Annotated in this window: 19 protein-coding genes; 6 read left to right on the top strand and 13 right to left on the bottom strand. The window is 63.5% G+C overall.

Features of this window, described 5'->3' with window-relative positions:
• Window positions 1-30: 30 nt before the first annotated feature.
• The 3 genes from Q0877_RS12320 to Q0877_RS12310 all read right to left on the bottom strand — a co-directional run bounded on the left by Q0877_RS12320 (window position 31) and on the right by Q0877_RS12310 (window position 1,410).
• Complete coding sequence (locus Q0877_RS12320) at window positions 31-288, bottom strand: hypothetical protein (protein ID WP_299168203.1); 258 nt, start codon at window positions 286-288, stop codon at window positions 31-33.
• A gap of 63 nt (window positions 289-351) precedes the next feature.
• A complete protein-coding gene (locus tag Q0877_RS12315) occupies window positions 352-645 on the bottom strand; it encodes a DUF503 domain-containing protein (protein WP_299168201.1) in 294 nt (97 codons plus the stop codon).
• Between the two features lie 6 nt (window positions 646-651).
• Window positions 652-1,410: an SDR family oxidoreductase gene (locus Q0877_RS12310; RefSeq protein WP_299168199.1), complete on the bottom strand. Its 759-nt coding sequence runs from the start codon at window positions 1,408-1,410 to the stop codon at window positions 652-654.
• A 150-nt stretch (window positions 1,411-1,560) separates the two neighbouring features.
• Between Q0877_RS12310 and Q0877_RS12305 the strand changes: the two genes are divergently transcribed.
• Window positions 1,561-2,019: a DUF4383 domain-containing protein gene (locus tag Q0877_RS12305; RefSeq protein WP_299168197.1), complete on the top strand. Its 459-nt coding sequence runs from the start codon at window positions 1,561-1,563 to the stop codon at window positions 2,017-2,019.
• Window positions 2,020-2,219: 200 nt separating this feature from the next.
• A complete protein-coding gene (gene fdhA / locus Q0877_RS12300; protein ID WP_299168195.1) occupies window positions 2,220-3,437 on the top strand; it encodes a formaldehyde dehydrogenase, glutathione-independent in 1,218 nt (405 codons plus the stop codon).
• A gap of 86 nt (window positions 3,438-3,523) precedes the next feature.
• Here the strand turns inward: fdhA and Q0877_RS12295 are convergent, their stop codons facing one another.
• A complete protein-coding gene (locus Q0877_RS12295) occupies window positions 3,524-3,940 on the bottom strand; it encodes a thioesterase family protein (RefSeq protein WP_299168193.1) in 417 nt (138 codons plus the stop codon).
• 376 nt (window positions 3,941-4,316) lie between these two features.
• Here Q0877_RS12295 and Q0877_RS12290 point away from each other — a divergent pair, with 376 nt between their 5' ends.
• Window positions 4,317-5,009 (top strand): transglycosylase family protein, encoded by a 693-nt coding sequence (locus Q0877_RS12290; protein WP_299168191.1) that lies wholly within the window; start codon window positions 4,317-4,319, stop codon window positions 5,007-5,009.
• 74 nt (window positions 5,010-5,083) lie between these two features.
• Here Q0877_RS12290 and Q0877_RS12285 read toward each other — a convergent pair whose 3' ends face one another.
• The 9 genes from Q0877_RS12285 to Q0877_RS12245 all read right to left on the bottom strand — a co-directional run bounded on the left by Q0877_RS12285 (window position 5,084) and on the right by Q0877_RS12245 (window position 12,883).
• Window positions 5,084-7,504 (bottom strand): Tex family protein, encoded by a 2,421-nt coding sequence (locus Q0877_RS12285; RefSeq protein ID WP_299168190.1) that lies wholly within the window; start codon window positions 7,502-7,504, stop codon window positions 5,084-5,086.
• A 79-nt stretch (window positions 7,505-7,583) separates the two neighbouring features.
• Window positions 7,584-8,438: a cyclopropane-fatty-acyl-phospholipid synthase family protein gene (locus tag Q0877_RS12280; protein WP_299168188.1), complete on the bottom strand. Its 855-nt coding sequence runs from the start codon at window positions 8,436-8,438 to the stop codon at window positions 7,584-7,586.
• 45 nt (window positions 8,439-8,483) lie between these two features.
• Complete coding sequence (locus tag Q0877_RS12275) at window positions 8,484-9,593, bottom strand: AAA family ATPase (protein ID WP_299168186.1); 1,110 nt, start codon at window positions 9,591-9,593, stop codon at window positions 8,484-8,486.
• A 79-nt stretch (window positions 9,594-9,672) separates the two neighbouring features.
• Complete coding sequence (locus Q0877_RS12270; RefSeq protein ID WP_299168185.1) at window positions 9,673-9,888, bottom strand: hypothetical protein; 216 nt, start codon at window positions 9,886-9,888, stop codon at window positions 9,673-9,675.
• A 79-nt stretch (window positions 9,889-9,967) separates the two neighbouring features.
• On the bottom strand, window positions 9,968-10,666 hold the full coding sequence (locus tag Q0877_RS12265; RefSeq protein ID WP_299168184.1) for a hypothetical protein: 699 nt from the start codon (window positions 10,664-10,666) through the stop codon (window positions 9,968-9,970).
• Window positions 10,667-10,797: 131 nt separating this feature from the next.
• The gene (locus Q0877_RS12260; RefSeq protein WP_299168182.1) at window positions 10,798-10,947 is read right to left on the bottom strand and encodes a hypothetical protein; all 150 of its coding nucleotides are present in this window, start codon (window positions 10,945-10,947) and stop codon (window positions 10,798-10,800) included.
• Entirely contained in the window at window positions 10,944-11,096 is a 153-nt protein-coding gene (locus Q0877_RS12255) for a hypothetical protein (RefSeq protein WP_299168181.1), read from the bottom strand. Before Q0877_RS12255 ends, Q0877_RS12260 begins: the two co-directional genes overlap by 4 nt.
• A 34-nt stretch (window positions 11,097-11,130) precedes the next feature.
• A complete protein-coding gene (locus Q0877_RS12250; protein ID WP_299168180.1) occupies window positions 11,131-11,775 on the bottom strand; it encodes a hypothetical protein in 645 nt (214 codons plus the stop codon).
• A 61-nt stretch (window positions 11,776-11,836) separates the two neighbouring features.
• The gene (locus tag Q0877_RS12245) at window positions 11,837-12,883 is read right to left on the bottom strand and encodes a hypothetical protein (protein WP_299168179.1); all 1,047 of its coding nucleotides are present in this window, start codon (window positions 12,881-12,883) and stop codon (window positions 11,837-11,839) included.
• 117 nt (window positions 12,884-13,000) lie between these two features.
• Between Q0877_RS12245 and Q0877_RS12240 the strand changes: the two genes are divergently transcribed.
• From Q0877_RS12240 to Q0877_RS12230, 3 genes are read left to right on the top strand one after another with little or no spacing between them, the layout of a single operon-like run.
• Complete coding sequence (locus Q0877_RS12240; RefSeq protein WP_299168178.1) at window positions 13,001-14,137, top strand: type III polyketide synthase; 1,137 nt, start codon at window positions 13,001-13,003, stop codon at window positions 14,135-14,137.
• On the top strand, window positions 14,138-14,824 hold the full coding sequence (locus tag Q0877_RS12235) for a class I SAM-dependent methyltransferase (protein ID WP_299168177.1): 687 nt from the start codon (window positions 14,138-14,140) through the stop codon (window positions 14,822-14,824).
• Entirely contained in the window at window positions 14,817-15,938 is a 1,122-nt protein-coding gene (locus Q0877_RS12230; RefSeq protein ID WP_299168176.1) for an NAD(P)/FAD-dependent oxidoreductase, read from the top strand. The genes Q0877_RS12235 and Q0877_RS12230 overlap by 8 nt, the downstream gene beginning before the upstream one ends.
• The last annotated feature ends 10 nt before the right edge of the window (window positions 15,939-15,948 follow it).

Genomic DNA, 15,948 nt, shown 5'->3' with positions numbered 1-15,948 from the left:
CGGTGCTCGCTGCCTGCCTCCGTGTCCGGCTCAGGCCGACAGGCGTCCCTTCACTGCCGCGTGGGCGGAGTGCTCCTCGCGGACATGCTCCCTGCGGGACTGGTCTTTGCGGGTGTGATCCATGACCGGCCCGGTTCCGGCAATCTCACGGATTACGTCGATGCCCTCGATAGCTGCCTGCTTGGTGGGGAAGTATGCAGAAACGGCAACCAAAGTGCCGTCACCCGACATGAGTTTCAGCCGGTACCCATGATCATGGGCGTCAACCAGCTTGAAGTATCCAGCCACGCTCTTACCTCCTCGTAAGTACGCCTCAACATTCCCATGGTAGTAAGCGCGCTTGCGATCCTGTTAGTCATCGCCGGTCACAATTCGGCGACGGGTACTCAACAGTTCAAGCTCCGGCCGTCCGGCAACGAACCGCTCAACCGCGTCGAGGACCTCGACAACGTGCCTGCGGTCACCTGACACCAACCCCACCCCGACGGTTGCGCGGCGGTGCAGGTCCTGCGAGCCGACTTCGGCCACGGAAACCTCAAACCGCCGCCGTACCTCGGCAACCAACGGCCGCACCAGTGAGCGCTTCCCCTTCAGCGAATGCACGTCTCCCAGCAGGAGGTCGAACTCAACGAATCCCACCCACACGGCCGCTCACCTCCCGCGCGCGGCCAGGGAGGCCACCAGCGACGACGGCGCATTCCTGGCGATGAAAGCAAGCACCTTGTAGCGCAGGCTGGGAATGGAAACCGCCTTGCCGGCGGAAAGGTCCTTCAACGCGTCGCGGACCACCTCCGCGGCGTTGAGCCACATCCAACGCGGGACGGCACCCTTGTCCATGCCCATCCGCTGGTGGAACTCAGTGTGCACGAAGCCGGGACAGAGGGCCATTACGGTGACGCCGCGCCGGCGGTACGCGAAATTCGCCCACGTACTGAAATTGATCATGGCCGCTTTCAGGGCGCCGTAGGTTCCCCGCGGCGTAAACCCGGCGACACTTGCCACGTTCACGATCCTCCCGGAGCCGCGGGCCAGCATGCCCTCCAGCGCTGCATGGCTGAGCGCCAGCGGAACGGTGAGATGGATCGCTGCGTGGTTCAGCTCATCCCCAAGCGGATTCGCTTCGAAGGATTTGGGGAGGCCATAGCCCGCATTATTCACCAGGATCGAAACCGGCTCCCCGCTGTCCCGCAGCCTGTCGAGAACGCGACGGACGCCGTCGTCGTCGTGCAGGTCCGCGACCAGCACCTCAACACTCACACCAAAGCGGGAGCGAAGCCCAGCAGCTTTTTCCTCCAGCCTGGCGGCATCCCTTGCGACCAGGATGAGGCTGTTTCCCAGCGCGGCGAGCTGCTCTGCGAACTCGGCGCCGAGCCCCGCTGTCGCGCCCGTGATCATTGCCCGGTCATCCATTGTTTTGCCTTATCAGGTGGGTGTTTCAGCAGTAAAATAAAAGCGCTGGTTGGGCGCGGTTTGCGCTCCTCCAACAGCGGTGCAAGCGGTGCGCCTCTCCAGACGTCTCGCGGCACGGCGAAGAGTCATATTCATACAATAGGAGGGGAGATGACTACCGCATCACACCATGCGCATGATTTCCATGTGACGCGCGATCACGTTCGCAGCGCCTCTATGGGGATGGGAGTAGTTTTCCTGCTGGTGGGGGTCCTCGGGCTGTTCCCGGGCATCACCACCCAATACAGTTCCATGGCTTTTGCATCCGGTTCCGAAGCACTGCTCCTGGGCGCGTTCCAGGTCTCTGTGCTGCTCAATCTGGTGTATCTGGCCATGGGGGCTGCCGGAGTCTGGACGAGCCGCGGGGTTCTTTCGGCCCGGAACTTCCTCATGGGAAGCGGTGCAGTTCTGCTGGTCATGTGGCTCTACGGCTTGATTGTCGGCACCTCCGCGGCCAACATTCTGTCCACGAACGCATCCACCAACTGGCTCAACCTGATCCTCGGCGTCATCGCTGTAGGGTTGGGCGCCGCTTACGCCATGCGGCACCGGGGAACCCGCGCCATCTGACGGCTTGAGTCCGGAACCCACGCCCCGCCCGGAAGCCCGGCGGGGCGTGTTCTTGTACGACTGGAATGTTTACCAAAACTGATGCTTCCTTAGGGGTCCGAGACCTAGACTGACCGCGAGGCCACCTACGACGACTGGGGTCGGTTACGGCCTTGAACGGGCGTTCGACGACGAACTCCCACCAACTCGGAAGGATCACCATGTCAGGAAACAGGGCTGTGGCCTACAAGGGCCCAGGCAAGGTCGAAGTCATCGATACCAACTACCCCACTTTTGATCTGAAGGACGCGCCGGGAATCAATCCGGCCAACATCGGGCGCAAGGTGGACCACGGAGTCATTCTCAAGACGGTCGCCACCAACATCTGCGGGTCAGACCAGCACATGGTCCGCGGACGAACCACAGCGCCCACCGATCTGGTGCTGGGGCACGAGATCACCGGTGAAGTGATCGAGGTCGGAAGCGGTGTCGAGTTCATCAAGAAGGGTGATATCTGTTCAGTTCCGTTCAACATCTCCTGCGGCCGCTGCCGGAACTGCAAGGAACGCAAGACCGGCATCTGCCTCAACGTCAACCCCGACCGCCCGGGCAGCGCTTACGGTTACGTGGACATGGGCGGCTGGGTCGGCGGGCAGGCAGAGTACGTACTGGTTCCATATGCTGACTGGAACCTGCTGAAGTTCCCGGACCGGGACCAGGCACTGGAGAAGATCCTGGACCTGACCATGCTCTCCGACATCTTCCCGACCGGTTTCCACGGCGCGTTCACGGCCGGCGTCGGAGTCGGATCGACAGTCTATGTGGCGGGAGCCGGACCCGTGGGCCTCGCTGCTGCAGTATCGGCGCAACTGCTCGGTGCCGCCGTCGTCATTGTCGGCGACTTGAATGAAGAGCGGTTGGCGCAGGCACGGAGCTTCGGTTGCGAGACCGTTGACGTCTTCAAGGGAGATCCAAAGGACCAGATCGAGCAGATCCTCGGTGTACCGGAAGTCGATTGCGGCGTTGATGCGGTCGGCTTCGAGGCGCGCGGTCATGGGAGCGACTCCTCGCATGAGGCCCCGGCTACCGTGCTGAACTCACTGATGGATGTCACGGCCGCCGGTGGGGCGCTCGGAATCCCCGGACTCTACGTCACGGGGGACCCGGGTGGAATCGACGAGGCCGCGAAGGTTGGATCGTTGTCCATTTCCCTCGGTACCGGGTGGGCGAAATCGCTGTCCTTCACCACCGGACAGTGCCCGGTCATGAAATACAACCGCGGCCTGATGATGGCGATCCTGCATGACAAGGTGCAGATCGCGAAGGCAGTCAACGCGAAGGCGATTCCCCTCGAAGATGCGCCGCGCGGCTACGAGGAATTCGATAAGGGTGCGGCCACCAAGTATGTGCTGAACCCGAACGGTTACATCGCCGCCTAACCCCTCGTTGATTTGGCAGGACTCGCCCCTTATGAGCACGCGAAAGGGGCGTGTCCTGCCAACTCACGGGTCTCGTCCCACACGGGTCATCTGAAGAGTGCCGGGCCCACGTAGGGTGCCAATTGCCGCTTCTGCTCGGGCGTGATCCGAAGCAGCGCTCCGCCCTCACCATTTACGAATGCCAGCGTGGTTTGCGCCTTTACGCAGACACGAGCGTCCACAGGATCGTGGATCCGGTATGCGACGTCGAGACTTGCCGCCTTCAGATCGGTGATCCAGACCTCCACGTTCAGCGGAAGGTTCCGGTAATCCAGGGTGGCCGTGTACCTGATGCGATGCTCGACCACCAACGCCTGCACCCCCGTGGCTACCGAGGAGAAGAGGGGCACCGGTGGCTCCTGTCCGAACGCGCCGGTTCCTCCGGGAGGACCGAACGCATGAATTCGGGCCTCCTCAAGCAGCCTCACTACCTGGACGTTGTTGATGTGACCATAAGCGTCCATGTCTGACCATCTCAGAGCAATTTCACAGGTAATAGTTCGGTGTACGTCCATCCCTATGTTTTACAGTGATCTACAGGGATTTCACTACTGTTGAGTAGCAGCCTTCGAGGCGTCTTTCGTCAATAACCGCCACGTCTCGATTTGGCAACGATTAGAAAACCCTCTACGGTAGACAGGAACCCACTTCCGGGTAATCACAAAGCAGACGGCGCTATTCGCGTTTGCCACATAATGCCCTGGTGCTGCCCCTCCACCGTACGTTGCTCGTCCGGCAGACACCACAGACAAGACCAATGATCAGTCAAGGGTGAGCAACGTCGCAAAGACGTCCGGGGACGGAACGAGTGCAGGTGGCCTTTTGGAGCATCGTACCCACATGAAGAACCAGAAACTTACCCTTAACGCGCGCCGCGGATTTGCAGCAGCAGCCATCGTCGGTGTCGGAATCACCGCTTCTGCCGGCGCAGCCAACGCTGCTCCTGCCAGCACCTGGGACGCCCTCGCACAGTGCGAAAGCGGCGGCAACTGGGGCATCAACACCGGCAACGGCTTCTCCGGCGGCCTGCAGTTCACCCCGTCCACCTGGGCCGGCTTCGGCGGCCAGGGTGCCCCTCAGGACGCCAGCCGCGCAGAGCAGATCGCAGTTGCTGAGCGCGTACTCGACGGACAGGGCTGGGGCGCATGGCCCGCATGCTCGGCCAAGCTCGGCCTGACCGCCGGCGCCAACCCGACGCCGATCCCCGCTGCTCCCGCACCGGCTCCGGTTCAGGTCCAGTCGCAGCAGGTTCAGGTTCAGGCACCTGTTGTCCAGGCACCTGTTGTCCAGGCACCTGTCGCTCAGGCTCCGGTTGTTCAGGCTCCCGTTGTTGAGGCCCCTGCAGCTCCCGCGGCTCCTGCCGTTCAGCTGTCCGGTGAGACCTACACCATCCAGTCCGGCGACACCCTCAGCATCATTGCTGAGAAGCTGGGCGTCGAAGGTGGATGGCAGGCCCTTTACCAGGCCAACGCCGACACCCTCATCCACGCCGACCTCATCTTCACCGGCGACGTTCTGCAGCTGCCTGCCTAATAAGGCAACAGCCACAAGCGCAAAGAACCCCGCAACGTTATGCGTTGCGGGGTTCTTTTTGTGTCCGGCCACAGTTAATCCTTTGGCGCCAACCCCGCAGCGCGAAGCGCCTCTGCCATGGCGCTGTTGGCCGGAGCCTGAGCTGGCTTGCCGCCCTGCTTTCCCGCGCCCGACCTGGAGCTGGGCCCCGGCTTGGAGTTGGACCCCGGCTTTGAACCGCCACCCTTCGCTGGGTTGTTACCCTGCCCACCGGACGGACGACGACGGTGGTCCTCCCCTCCCCCGCCCCGCGCCTCACGCGCGGACTTCCCGCCACGTGATACTGCGTCGTCGTTCAATCGCAGGGTGAGCGAAATCCGCTTCCGGTCCGGATCAGCCTCCAGCACCCTGACCTTGACGACCTGGCCGGATTTCACAATCTCGTGCGGATCGCTCACGAAGCGGTCTGCCATGGCTGAGACGTGAACCAGTCCGTCCTGATGCACCCCAACGTCTACGAAGGCGCCAAAAGCAGCAACGTTGGTCACTACGCCGTCAATAACCATGCCGGGACGCAGATCAGAGATCTTCTCGACGTCGGCAAACGCGGCGGTCACAAAGGCCGGACGCGGATCACGCCCCGGCTTCTCGAGTTCTGCGAGTATGTCCTGCAGGGTAGGCAAACCGAAGGTCTCGTCAACATACTCAGTTAGGCTCAGCGACCGAAGTGAGCCGCCGGCGTCGTTCACCATTCGCCGCGCCACGGAATACGCCTCCGGGTGCACGCTGGAAGCGTCCAGCGGCTCAGGTCCGCCGGGAATCCGCAGGAAGCCTGCACACTGCTCGAAGGCCTTCGCGCCGAGCCTCGGCACCTTCAGCAGGTCACTCCGGCGGGCAAAGGGACCATTCGCATCCCGGTGCGCAACAATGTTCCCGCTCAGCAGCGAACCAACGCCGGCCACCCGGGTCAGCAGCGACGGCGACGCGGTATTCACGTCGACACCCACCGCATTCACGCAGTCCTCGATCACGGCGTCCAGCGACCGTTCGAGCTTCGCCGGGCTCACGTCGTGCTGGTACTGGCCCACGCCGATCGACTTCGGGTCAATCTTCACCAGCTCCGCCAACGGATCCTGAAGGCGCCGGGCAATGGACACCGCACCGCGCAGCGACACATCAAGCTCCGGCAGTTCAGCTGACGCCAGCGCCGACGCCGAATACACCGAGGCACCGGCTTCGGAAACGACCAGCTTCTGCAGGGCGTGCCCGGACATCAGCGTGATCAGCTCGGACGCAAGCTTGTCAGTCTCCCGCGACGCAGTGCCGTTGCCGATCGCGATGAGTTCGACGTCGTGACTGGCCACCATGCGCGATAGCGTTGTGAGCGCGTCATCCCACTTCTTCGCCGGTGCGTGCGGATAGATGGTCGCCGTTTCGAGTACCTTCCCGGTTCCATCAACCACGGCAACCTTCACGCCGGTCCGCAGCCCCGGGTCCAGACCGATGGTGGTGCGGCTGCCCGCAGGCGCCGCGAGCAGCACATCACGCAGATTGGCAGCGAAGACCCGCACCGCCTCGGTTTCCGCCTCCACGAAGAGCCGCACACGCAGATCGATCGAGAGCTTCGCGAGCAGCCTGCGCCACGCCTGCTGGACGCTGGCCATGAGCCACGCGTCCGCCGGCCGACCCTGTTCCGCGACGCCGAGGAACGCGGCCACGGAGTTCTCGAAACGTCTCCGGGCGCGCAAGGCGGCTTCGGCGTCAGCTGTGTCAGCCTCCGTGAGCGTCAGCTGCAGCACTCCCTCCTTCTCACCGCGCAGCAGCGCCAGCACGCGGTGCGACGGCATGGCCGACGGCGCCTGCACAAAGTCGAAGTAATCGGAGAACTTCTGGCCCTCGGCTTCCTTGCCGGCAATCACCTGCGAGCGCAACCGTCCCTGTTTCCAGAACCGTTCCCGCAGGTCGGCGAGCAGGTCAGCGTCCTGACCCGCCCGCTCCACGAGCAATGCACGGGCACCTGCCAGGGCGTCTTCGGCTGTGGGAACGGCGTCGTTCAGGTAGCGGCCGGCCTCAACCGCGGGATCGAGGGAGGGGTTGCCGAGCAGGCCATCTGCGAGCGGTTCCAGCCCGGCTTCACGCGCGATCTGCGCTTTGGTGCGCCGCTTCGTTTTGAAGGGCAGGTAGATATCTTCCAGCCGCGCTTTGGTGATCGCACCGACGACGGCGGCACGGAGTTCATTGGTAAGCTTGCCCTGCGCTTCGATCGCCTCAAGCACAGCCGCGCGCCGGTCCTCGAGTTCCCGCAGATAGCGCAGCCGCTCTTCCAGCTCACGCAGCTGGGCGTCGTCCAGTGTTCCGGTGACTTCCTTGCGGTACCGGGCGATGAAGGGGACCGTCGATCCGCCGTCGAGAAGTTCTACGGCTGCCTTGATCTGCCACTGCTGGACGCCGAGTTCCTCAGCGAGTTGCTCGAAAATGGTGGGACGGGTGATGTTTGGTGCGCTCACGCCTGCCATTGTGACATTGAGGGCGGCGGCGGGCCCAAATGACTCTGGTCTTCGCGGCCAGTGTCTTCTGCTGCGTTGAGGTGCCGGGTTAGCGTGGCCCTTCGTCCTTCCCCACCTTCGTCAGGGTGAATATTCCGTACCGCATGGCGCCGGTGCGGTAGGCGAGGATCAGACGGGGCAGACTCAGAATGAAGACGCGATTGCGTGCGCGAACTGCGAGGCGACGGGTTTCGCGGTCGAGGAGCAGGGCCTTCAGAAGTCGATGTGCGCAGATCGTCCATGTGCGCGCGACTCGGCTGCTGACATCCTCATAGCCCACGATCGCAAAGCCCGCCGCCGCTGCCATCGCCTCATACTCCTCCCGCGTGCCCATCGACGGCAGGCGTCCTTCGCGACAGATCGGCTCGAGCAGGTGGCGGACTTTCCAACCCCTGGCATCGGTGTCGGCGAGCCAGGCGCAGACGACAAGGCGTCCGCCGGGTGACAGCACTCGATGCGCCTCAGCGAAGAAGCCGGGCTTATCGACCATGTGTTCGCTTGACTCGATCGCCCATGCGGCGTCGGCCGAGGAATCGGTCAGGCCGTTGGAGAGCCAGTCGCAGACTTGGATGTCCACATCAGGCGTGGGATGCGCGGCGGCGTAGTTGGCCTGCTCAGCGGAAATCGTTAAGCCGGTAACGCGGACGCGGCGGGTGAGCGCAAGCCGCCTCGCGGTGGAACCATAGCCGCAACCGATGTCAACGCACGCCTCACCGGACTGAAGGCGCAACCGGTCGCCCACTGTGTCAACCAGCATTTCAACGGCCTCGGCGGGAGTCTCCTGACCCGTAATCCATAGCCCGTGATGGACATGATCGCCCCAGAACCGACGATAAACCGAATCGAGCTCGTCGTAATGATCGGCGACCGCCTCAGCGTTCTGTGCAACATCGGGGACGATCACGCCATCACACTACAACCCGGTAGGCGTGATCGGAAGGGTCAGAGCTCAGGACCGCATCCCGTAGCTCTCTTCCGCCGGCTGGGTGTTGCTACCGAGTAGGCTCCGTGTGAGGGCGGCACCATCCGCCATCAACTCATTCACTGCAGTAAGCAGGTGTTCGTCTCTCAAGCGGGTCGATTCGGACGCTGCAGCAAGCACGGCGCGGCGAACAAGTTCCTTTGTGAAGGACGCAGTCGTTCCCTCAGTTGCTTTCGCTGCCGCGTGAATAGCTTCCGGACTGAATACTTCCCCGGGCGCGTAAAGCTGCAACAGGGCAGCGCGTTCACCATCATCGGGGAGGGGAATCTCGACGGCGAGGTCCACACGGCCGGGACGCTGCGCGAGGGCGCGTTCGAGCATGTCCACACGGTTGGTCGTGAGCACGAATGTAACGTCTGCATCGTCGGCAAGGCCGTCCATCGCATCCAGCACTTCAAAGAGCAGGGGTTGCGGACCATGGCCGAAGCTGCGGTCTTCCGCGATGAGGTCACAGTCTTCAAGCACCACGATGGACGGTTGGAGGGCTCGTGCCATCCGGGCTGCCTCGCTCACATGCGCCAGCGTGTTTCCGGACAAGATGATGGCCGTAGTCTTCTCGCTTGCGCTCAACAGGTAACGCACGGTGTGCGTCTTGCCCGTGCCCGGTAGGCCGTACAAGAGAATTCCCCGCTTGAGATGTTGTCCGGCTGCGACAAGTTCGTTCTTATGAACGGCGATTCCAAGGGCATGCTCGCTGATCCTGGCGAGGAGACCGTCAGGTAACACGATCTGGTTCCTCGTCAGATCCGGCCGCCGGTGGAATGTCACGCCCGCGCTACTAGGACCAAACTGCTCGACGGTGAAGGACAGAATTTGTCCTTTCAGGATGCTTTCGCTCTGCATGCGACGTCGAAATACGGCGAGGAAGTCCGCCGTGACAGCAGCATCCGCGCAGAGAACCTCCATGGAAGCGGACTGCCGGCCGTATCGAGGTTCCGCTTTGCGCTGCAGGAGTGCGATCGGTTCGCCGTTGTGATGAAAGAGTCGAAGTCCGAGCGCCACCGTCTGTCGCTGTTCATCAGGACCAATTGGAAGATTCGCGTAGTCCGGCTGCGAAAGCGGGAAATTGGGATACATGTCGGATTGCTGGACCATATCGCTCAAAGACATGTGGTGCCGCTGATCACCGCCGCCGATGCCGGTCAGCCTGCTGCCCTCAACCCACGAGCGAGGCGAGGACGATGTCGGCGTCCACCAACCGGTGAACAGGCACTTCCTCAACAACCAGCGGAAGAGACGATGGCTGAGCGCCAAGGTGTGCAGCCATCGTATCGACCAATTCCCGACCACGGTCAGAGGTGGGTTGAGTCGACTGCGCAAGCCTGACCATCGCACCGAAATCACTGACAAACTTCGCCGTATCATCCCCCATGCAAGGAGGCTAACAGCCCCCGTCAAGAGACGTGCTGTTCAACATGACGGGTTCCTCAACGGCTGATTTCGCGGGTCCGTCAGGCCCTCGCACATCCCGTTGGTGATTTGTCTAACCAGGCGAGAATTCGAGCTCCCGCCTCCTGTGGTGTGAGGTCGCCGTTGTCGAGCCGCATGTGCCGGTGCTCAGTCAGGAGTGCGGCCCCTGGCAAAGCTGGGACGACATCGGCGTAGGAGTCAGTATTCATAACAAAACGCTCCATCTCGCGAACATTCGCGTCGGACCACTCCACGTCCCGTTTCGATCGCTTCTCGGCAAGCCGCAACTCGGTCCGATTCCGTCGCAGGCGCTCATTCAGATCCGCCGACAGTTCCACGAACGCCACGTCTGCACCCTTCTCGACATAAGGGCGGATGTATCTCGCCAGCTCCTCGGCGTCATCCTGCAGCTCAAGGCCCCAGACGAACGTGAACAACAGATCTATTCCCGACGTGGCCGCTTCCTCGACGACCCGGGTGCGCCACTCGCCAAGTAGTCGATTGAACGGTGGTGTCCCGTAGTCGAACACCTCAAGTAGAGGCTCGATGAGTGCGTGGTTATGGAACAGGCGGAACTGGCTCCGCTCAGCGATCTCGCGTCCGACGGTCATCTTTCCGACAGCGGGCGGACCAAAAATCACAAGCAAGCGCATCCAGTAACTCTGCCACAGGAGTTCCCAGCAATTGCCATAGTCGAGCGCACGTGCCAGGCGATCACCGATCGCCTGCTGCTGAGCCATTGCATCGGCGGTAATCTTCGGGCCGTGTCACGGTGAGTAAACGCTATGACCTTCGGTGCCACGGCCACAAAGAGAGCGCGAGGAGTAAGAGCGAGGCGAAGAGGGTACCCGGCGGACTACCCTGTAGGCCTTCACATCAGTCCGCCGCCACCACGGCCGCGGTGATGCCGTTGCCCTTCATCCTCACGGGGAAGCTTTACGTTCTTCTCCCTAAGGCGACGGACGGCAAAGGCGATCAGCAGCACTACAGCTACGAGTGCGACTATTTCGAGCAATGTCATTCCTGGCCGGACCGATCCGACGACGGCAGCGTGGCCGGCACAGAGGCGATGACGACAGCTTTCGGCTTCCCCATACCGCCATCCTGCCATGTGCGGCCAAGGCATTGCCGATAGGCGCTGAGGATGGGGAAGCCATTGAATCTACCCATCACAGGCACACGCTTATTCCCTAAGGTCAGGACGCTAGACGCAGCCCTCGCGGTCCAGCTCGACCACCAGCGGGTGGGTGCCCGTGAATTCGGAGCCGCCGGTGGAGTACGCAACGGTGATGCCTTGCGCTGTGCCGGCGTCCGCGCCCTCCGCGATCGACACCGCGACCACGAGGTTGACGTATTCGTGGGTGGTGATGTTGTACCCCTCAGCGGACACCGGCTCAACCGGACCGGCAGGCTCAGCGCTCTCGGAAGGAGCTGCAGGCGCAGGTTCCGCGCTGTGCGTGCCGTGAGCGCCGCCGTCGTCGTCTGCGGGGGCCTTGTGATGGCCGTCCCGGTTGGCCGGTGATACTTCGGCGCTCACCAGGGTGAGGTTTTCGGGATCCTGCAGCGTGACGTCGTCGAGCGTAAAGGTTTCCAGCGCCTCGTTGTGCACAAGGACCGTGAACTCCTGAAAGCCGATGTCCGGCTGGGTGTAGCAGAGAGTGGCGCCGTTCTCCGCGAGGTTCAGCGGATCATCACCGAAGTTCGCCACCGTCTGCTGAACGGCACTGACGTTTCCCTGCGAGCGCGGAGAATTCACATCGAGCGGGTTGGCCTCGACAGCCATGCAGCCGCTGGTAAGGAGCGCGGCGAGCATTACGCCGCCAACCCGTGCTGCCGATCGAACCGCCATATCCACCATCCTCCAGAGAAGCCTTTACCTGTGTTCGGCGACACAGAGCTCCTGGATGGGTTCACTCGTAAAGGACGTATTCCGGCTGCGGCGTGAGCGCGAGAACTTCGGCCGGCGTCATGAGCGGCCCCAGCACCACGTCCTCCTCGAAAAAGAGCTTGAAGCCGGGATGAACGGTCGGTGGCAGGTCCTCCATCAGCAGGTTGTAGGTTTCGATCTTCATCCCCGCAGACCCGATTCCGTCGACACTCCGAATTACCTCGACGCCGGGATACTCCTGGATGGCAGCCACATTGCTGACGACGCCGGGAGCCACCTGATGGAAGACCAGGGCCTTCTGCGGGAGGTTCTTTTCCTCCACCAGGGCATCGAGGTATGCCGCGATTTCGTTGATTTCCTCCCCCGCGGTGTGTCCGTAGGACTGTCCCGGAAGCTGCTCGGCGGTAATGTCCCATTCAGGATCGATGGCCACACCGACGTCGGGCTCTACCAGCCATTTCTCGAGTGCGCGCACTTCCTCCGCCATGCTGGCACGGCCGGGCTGGACGTTCAGGAGCAGCATTCCGTCATGCCTGCGGGCGGCCTCGAGGTACTCGGCGATGATCTCGTCGGACGTCCGGGTCCGGTAGGCACCGTCGTCGCCCGGGGCTGCCTGCACGACGACGGCAATCAGTTCCAGCACCGGCATAGGCTTCCTGTCGCCCGCCAGTTCCGTTCCAAGGGTCTTGATTTCTGCCACCCGCTCATCGATCGCGCCAATCCCGAGCCGGCCGAGTCCCGCCGAGTAGGGGTGCCCGCTGAACCCGACGAGCCGGTACTCCGGAAACAGCTCAACGCCGCCGCGGGGTAGCTCAAGGGTCTCGGGTGTGGGAGTCGGTGTGGGTGTGGGGCTGGAAGACGCCGGTGCAGACGCCGGCACGGTCGCTTCGGGCGAACCGGACGACTGTTCCGGCGAACCGGACGACGCCGGGGCACCCTCCGGAGCGGGGGCACTGCACCCGGCCAGCAACGCGACCGATACCGCCCACACCGAGCCGAAGCGCAGCGTGCGCCGGGCTTCCTCAGGGATGCGGCTGCGACGTCGTCGTACGTTCCGGTTCAGTGCCATAACTTCACGCTACCGCCATAGGAAGCGAGTCCGGGCAGGCACAGCGCGCAGGCAACGAACGCATCGTCAGCCTGCTTCGTATTGTGTTCAGTTACTCGGTCGCCTAACAATGAACCTATGACAGTGCTGATGAGGTCCCTCGAAACCGCCGTACCGACCACCGTCATGGTGCAGCCTCAGGTGCGCGATGTGTTCGCCGCGCAGCCTAAACTGAACCGGCTGGGGCAGCGGCTGGTGACCGCCGCGTTCGATTCCTCCGGCATCGACACCCGTTACACGGCTGTGGAGGAGCTCACCCTCGAACGCCACAGCGAGACCCCGGTGTTCTTCGATTCGGAGACCATGACCATCCTCAGCCCCGGCACAAAGGCACGCAACGAGGTGTATGCCGAGGCTGGAACCAAGCTCTTCGTAGAAGCCGCGCAAAAAGCGCTTGATGCGGCTGAGGGCATTGAAGCGGCAGACATCACCCACGTGGTAACGGTGTCCTGCACCGGTTTTTTCAACCCGGGACCGGATTACAAGATCGTCCGCGCACTGGGTCTGAACCCGTCCGCACAGCGCTACCACCTCGGCTTCATGGGCTGCTACGCGGCATTCCCCGCCCTGCGGGCGGCAAAGTCGTTCTGTGAGGCGGATCCAAAGGCTGTGGTCCTCGTGGTCAGCGCCGAGCTCTGCTCGTTGCATGTGAGGTCTTCCAACAACCCGGACACCATTGTGGGTACGTCCCTCTTCGCCGACGGCGCAGCTGCCGCGGTCATTTCCGCCCGCCCCGACCTGGCGCCGCCGTCGGGCCCTGCCCTGTCCCTCGACTTCTTCGAAACCACCCTCACGCCGGTCGGTGAGGAATCGATGGCCTGGAACATCGGCGACGAGGGGTTCGAAATGGTGCTGGGAACCTACGTGCCGCACATCATCGACGAGCACATCGTCGGTGCCCTCGCTCCCCTGCTGGAACGCGATGAGTCCCTGATCGGTCTCGAGTACCGGGACATCGAGCACTGGGCCATCCACCCGGGCGGCCGGAGCATCCTGGACAAGGTCCAGGCCAAGCTGAAGCTCAGCGATGACCAGCTGGTCCCTGCCCGGGAAACCCTACGGAACTACGGGAACATGAGCAGCGCAACGGTGCTGTTTGTCCTCAAGCACATCCTCGACCAGCCCGGCTTGGACGCGAATGAGCGCATCTGCTCCATGGCCTTCGGTCCGGGGCTGACGGTGGAGACCGCGCTCCTGACCAAGACCTCCGCCTGAATGGCGTTCCTCACGCACCGGAACCTCACCGCGATCGAGGAAATGGACAAGCCCGACTGCGATCCGGAGATGCTCGACCGCACCTACGCACAGTTCCCGCTCGTCAACCGCACGGTCACCGGCTGGCACCGCACCTGGGCGCGCTACATCCGGCCCGTCCTGTCGGCGTCGCGTACCAACACCCTGCTCGACGTCGGTTCCGGCGGCGGTGATGTGCCGCGTGCGTTTGCCCGCTGGGCTGCCCGCGACGGCTTCGAACTGGAGATCACCGCGATTGACCCTGACGAACGCGCCAATGCCTTCGCAAGCAGCCAGCCGACGACGCCGGGGCTCACCTACCGGCGTGCGTTCACTTCGGAGCTGGTCGCCGAAGGTGCCCAGTTCGACGTCGTCACCTCCAACCACGTGCTCCATCACCTCTCGGCGGACGAACTGAGCGGGCTGCTCAGCGACTCGGAGAAGCTGAGCACCCGGCTCGTCCTGCACAGCGACATCCGGCGAACACGCGTCGGATATCCCCTGTTTTCGCTGGTAACGCTGCCGATGCGCGGGTCCTACATCCGCGTGGACGGGCTGACGTCGATCCGGCGAAGCTACCTGGCGAAGGAACTGCGCGCCGTCGTACCAACCGGCTGGCGCGTGGAGCGGCAGGTGCCGTTCCGTAATCTGCTGGTACGCCGTGCCTGATGTCCTGATAGTCGGTGGCGGCCCGGTGGGATTGTTCGCCGCGATCCTGCTGGCGCAGTCGGGTGTTGAGGTGGAGGTCCTGGAACGCCGCACCGAGCGCAGTTCGCACTCCCGTGCGATCGGTATCCACCCGCCGGCGCTTGCCGCACTCGAGCAGGCCGGAGTCGCCGATGACCTGGTTGCCGCAGGGGTGCAGATTCCCGGGGGTGTTGCGCGGAGCGGCGGGCGGACAGTCGCTGAACTGTCCTTCTCATCCCTACCCGGCAAGCGCCGCTACGTGCTGGCGATTCCACAGGAACATACTGAGCGCATCCTCTCGGAGCGGCTCGCTGAACTCGCGCCGGACGCGCTGCGCAGGGGCGAAACCGTCGAGGCCGTTCACGACGTCGGGGGCGAGGTGCTCACCGTCACCGGCCGCGGCACTCACCGGTCCGCGTTGCTCATCGGCGCAGACGGGTCCCGGAGCACGGTGCGCGACGCAGCGGGTATCGGCGCCAGCATCCGACCGTATCCCGATGCCTACGTCATGGGGGACTTCCCGGACACCACCGGGGACGGAAGCACCGCCGCCCTGTACCTGGAGGCCGGCGGAATTGTTGAGTCATTCCCGCTGCCCGGCTCCGTCCGTCGTTGGGTGGTGCGGATGCCGTCGCTGATGGAAGACCCCACGGCCGAAGCGGTCGCGGGATTGGTGGCGAGCCGCACCGGCGTGGGCGTCGACACCCGGAACAACACGATGCTGAGCTCCTTCGCGGTCCGACGGCGCATCGCCGACCGGTTTGTGCAGGGGCGTATCACGCTGATCGGCGATGCCGCACATGAGGTGTCGCCCATCGGCGGACAGGGCATGAACCTGGGGTGGCTCGACGCCGTACAGCTGGTGCCGCTGGTTGTTGCGTCGCTGGCGGGCACCGACGTCGGGCTTGGCCTTCGGCGCTTCAACGATGAGCGGCGCCGGGCGGCACTGGCGGCCTCGCGCCAGGCGCACATCAATATGATCCTCGGGCGTCCGCTCCCGCCGGGCATGCTGGCCGCGCGCAACCGGGTGATGGGCAGGATGGCCGGAGTGCCGCGAGTGCACGACGCCGTAGCCCGCACCTTCACGATGCACTGACCCTGTGCGC

Origin of the sequence: uncultured Arthrobacter sp., from assembly GCF_947495145.1 — a bacterium.
In the GTDB taxonomy this organism is placed as follows: Bacteria; Actinomycetota; Actinomycetes; order Actinomycetales; family Micrococcaceae; genus Arthrobacter_D.
This window is presented reverse-complemented; position numbering and strand designations above follow the sequence as displayed.

Bases quoted from the DNA above. Each gene is read 5' to 3' on its own strand.
- Q0877_RS12310 (WP_299168199.1), bottom strand. From the start codon at position 1,410: ATGGATGACCGGGCAATGATCACGGGCGCGACAGCGGGGCTCGGCGCC.
- Q0877_RS12305 (WP_299168197.1), top strand. From the start codon at position 1,561: ATGACTACCGCATCACACCATGCGCATGATTTCCATGTGACGCGCGAT.
- fdhA (WP_299168195.1), top strand. From the start codon at position 2,220: ATGTCAGGAAACAGGGCTGTGGCCTACAAGGGCCCAGGCAAGGTCGAA.
- Q0877_RS12295 (WP_299168193.1), bottom strand. From the start codon at position 3,940: ATGGACGCTTATGGTCACATCAACAACGTCCAGGTAGTGAGGCTGCTT.
- Q0877_RS12290 (WP_299168191.1), top strand. From the start codon at position 4,317: ATGAAGAACCAGAAACTTACCCTTAACGCGCGCCGCGGATTTGCAGCA.
- Q0877_RS12285 (WP_299168190.1), bottom strand. From the start codon at position 7,504: ATGGCAGGCGTGAGCGCACCAAACATCACCCGTCCCACCATTTTCGAG.
- Q0877_RS12275 (WP_299168186.1), bottom strand. From the start codon at position 9,593: ATGTATCCCAATTTCCCGCTTTCGCAGCCGGACTACGCGAATCTTCCA.
- Q0877_RS12270 (WP_299168185.1), bottom strand. From the start codon at position 9,888: ATGGGGGATGATACGGCGAAGTTTGTCAGTGATTTCGGTGCGATGGTC.
- Q0877_RS12265 (WP_299168184.1), bottom strand. From the start codon at position 10,666: ATGGCTCAGCAGCAGGCGATCGGTGATCGCCTGGCACGTGCGCTCGAC.
- Q0877_RS12260 (WP_299168182.1), bottom strand. From the start codon at position 10,947: ATGACATTGCTCGAAATAGTCGCACTCGTAGCTGTAGTGCTGCTGATC.
- Q0877_RS12255 (WP_299168181.1), bottom strand. From the start codon at position 11,096: ATGGGTAGATTCAATGGCTTCCCCATCCTCAGCGCCTATCGGCAATGC.
- Q0877_RS12250 (WP_299168180.1), bottom strand. From the start codon at position 11,775: ATGGCGGTTCGATCGGCAGCACGGGTTGGCGGCGTAATGCTCGCCGCG.
- Q0877_RS12245 (WP_299168179.1), bottom strand. From the start codon at position 12,883: ATGGCACTGAACCGGAACGTACGACGACGTCGCAGCCGCATCCCTGAG.
- Q0877_RS12240 (WP_299168178.1), top strand. From the start codon at position 13,001: ATGACAGTGCTGATGAGGTCCCTCGAAACCGCCGTACCGACCACCGTC.
- Q0877_RS12235 (WP_299168177.1), top strand. From the start codon at position 14,138: ATGGCGTTCCTCACGCACCGGAACCTCACCGCGATCGAGGAAATGGAC.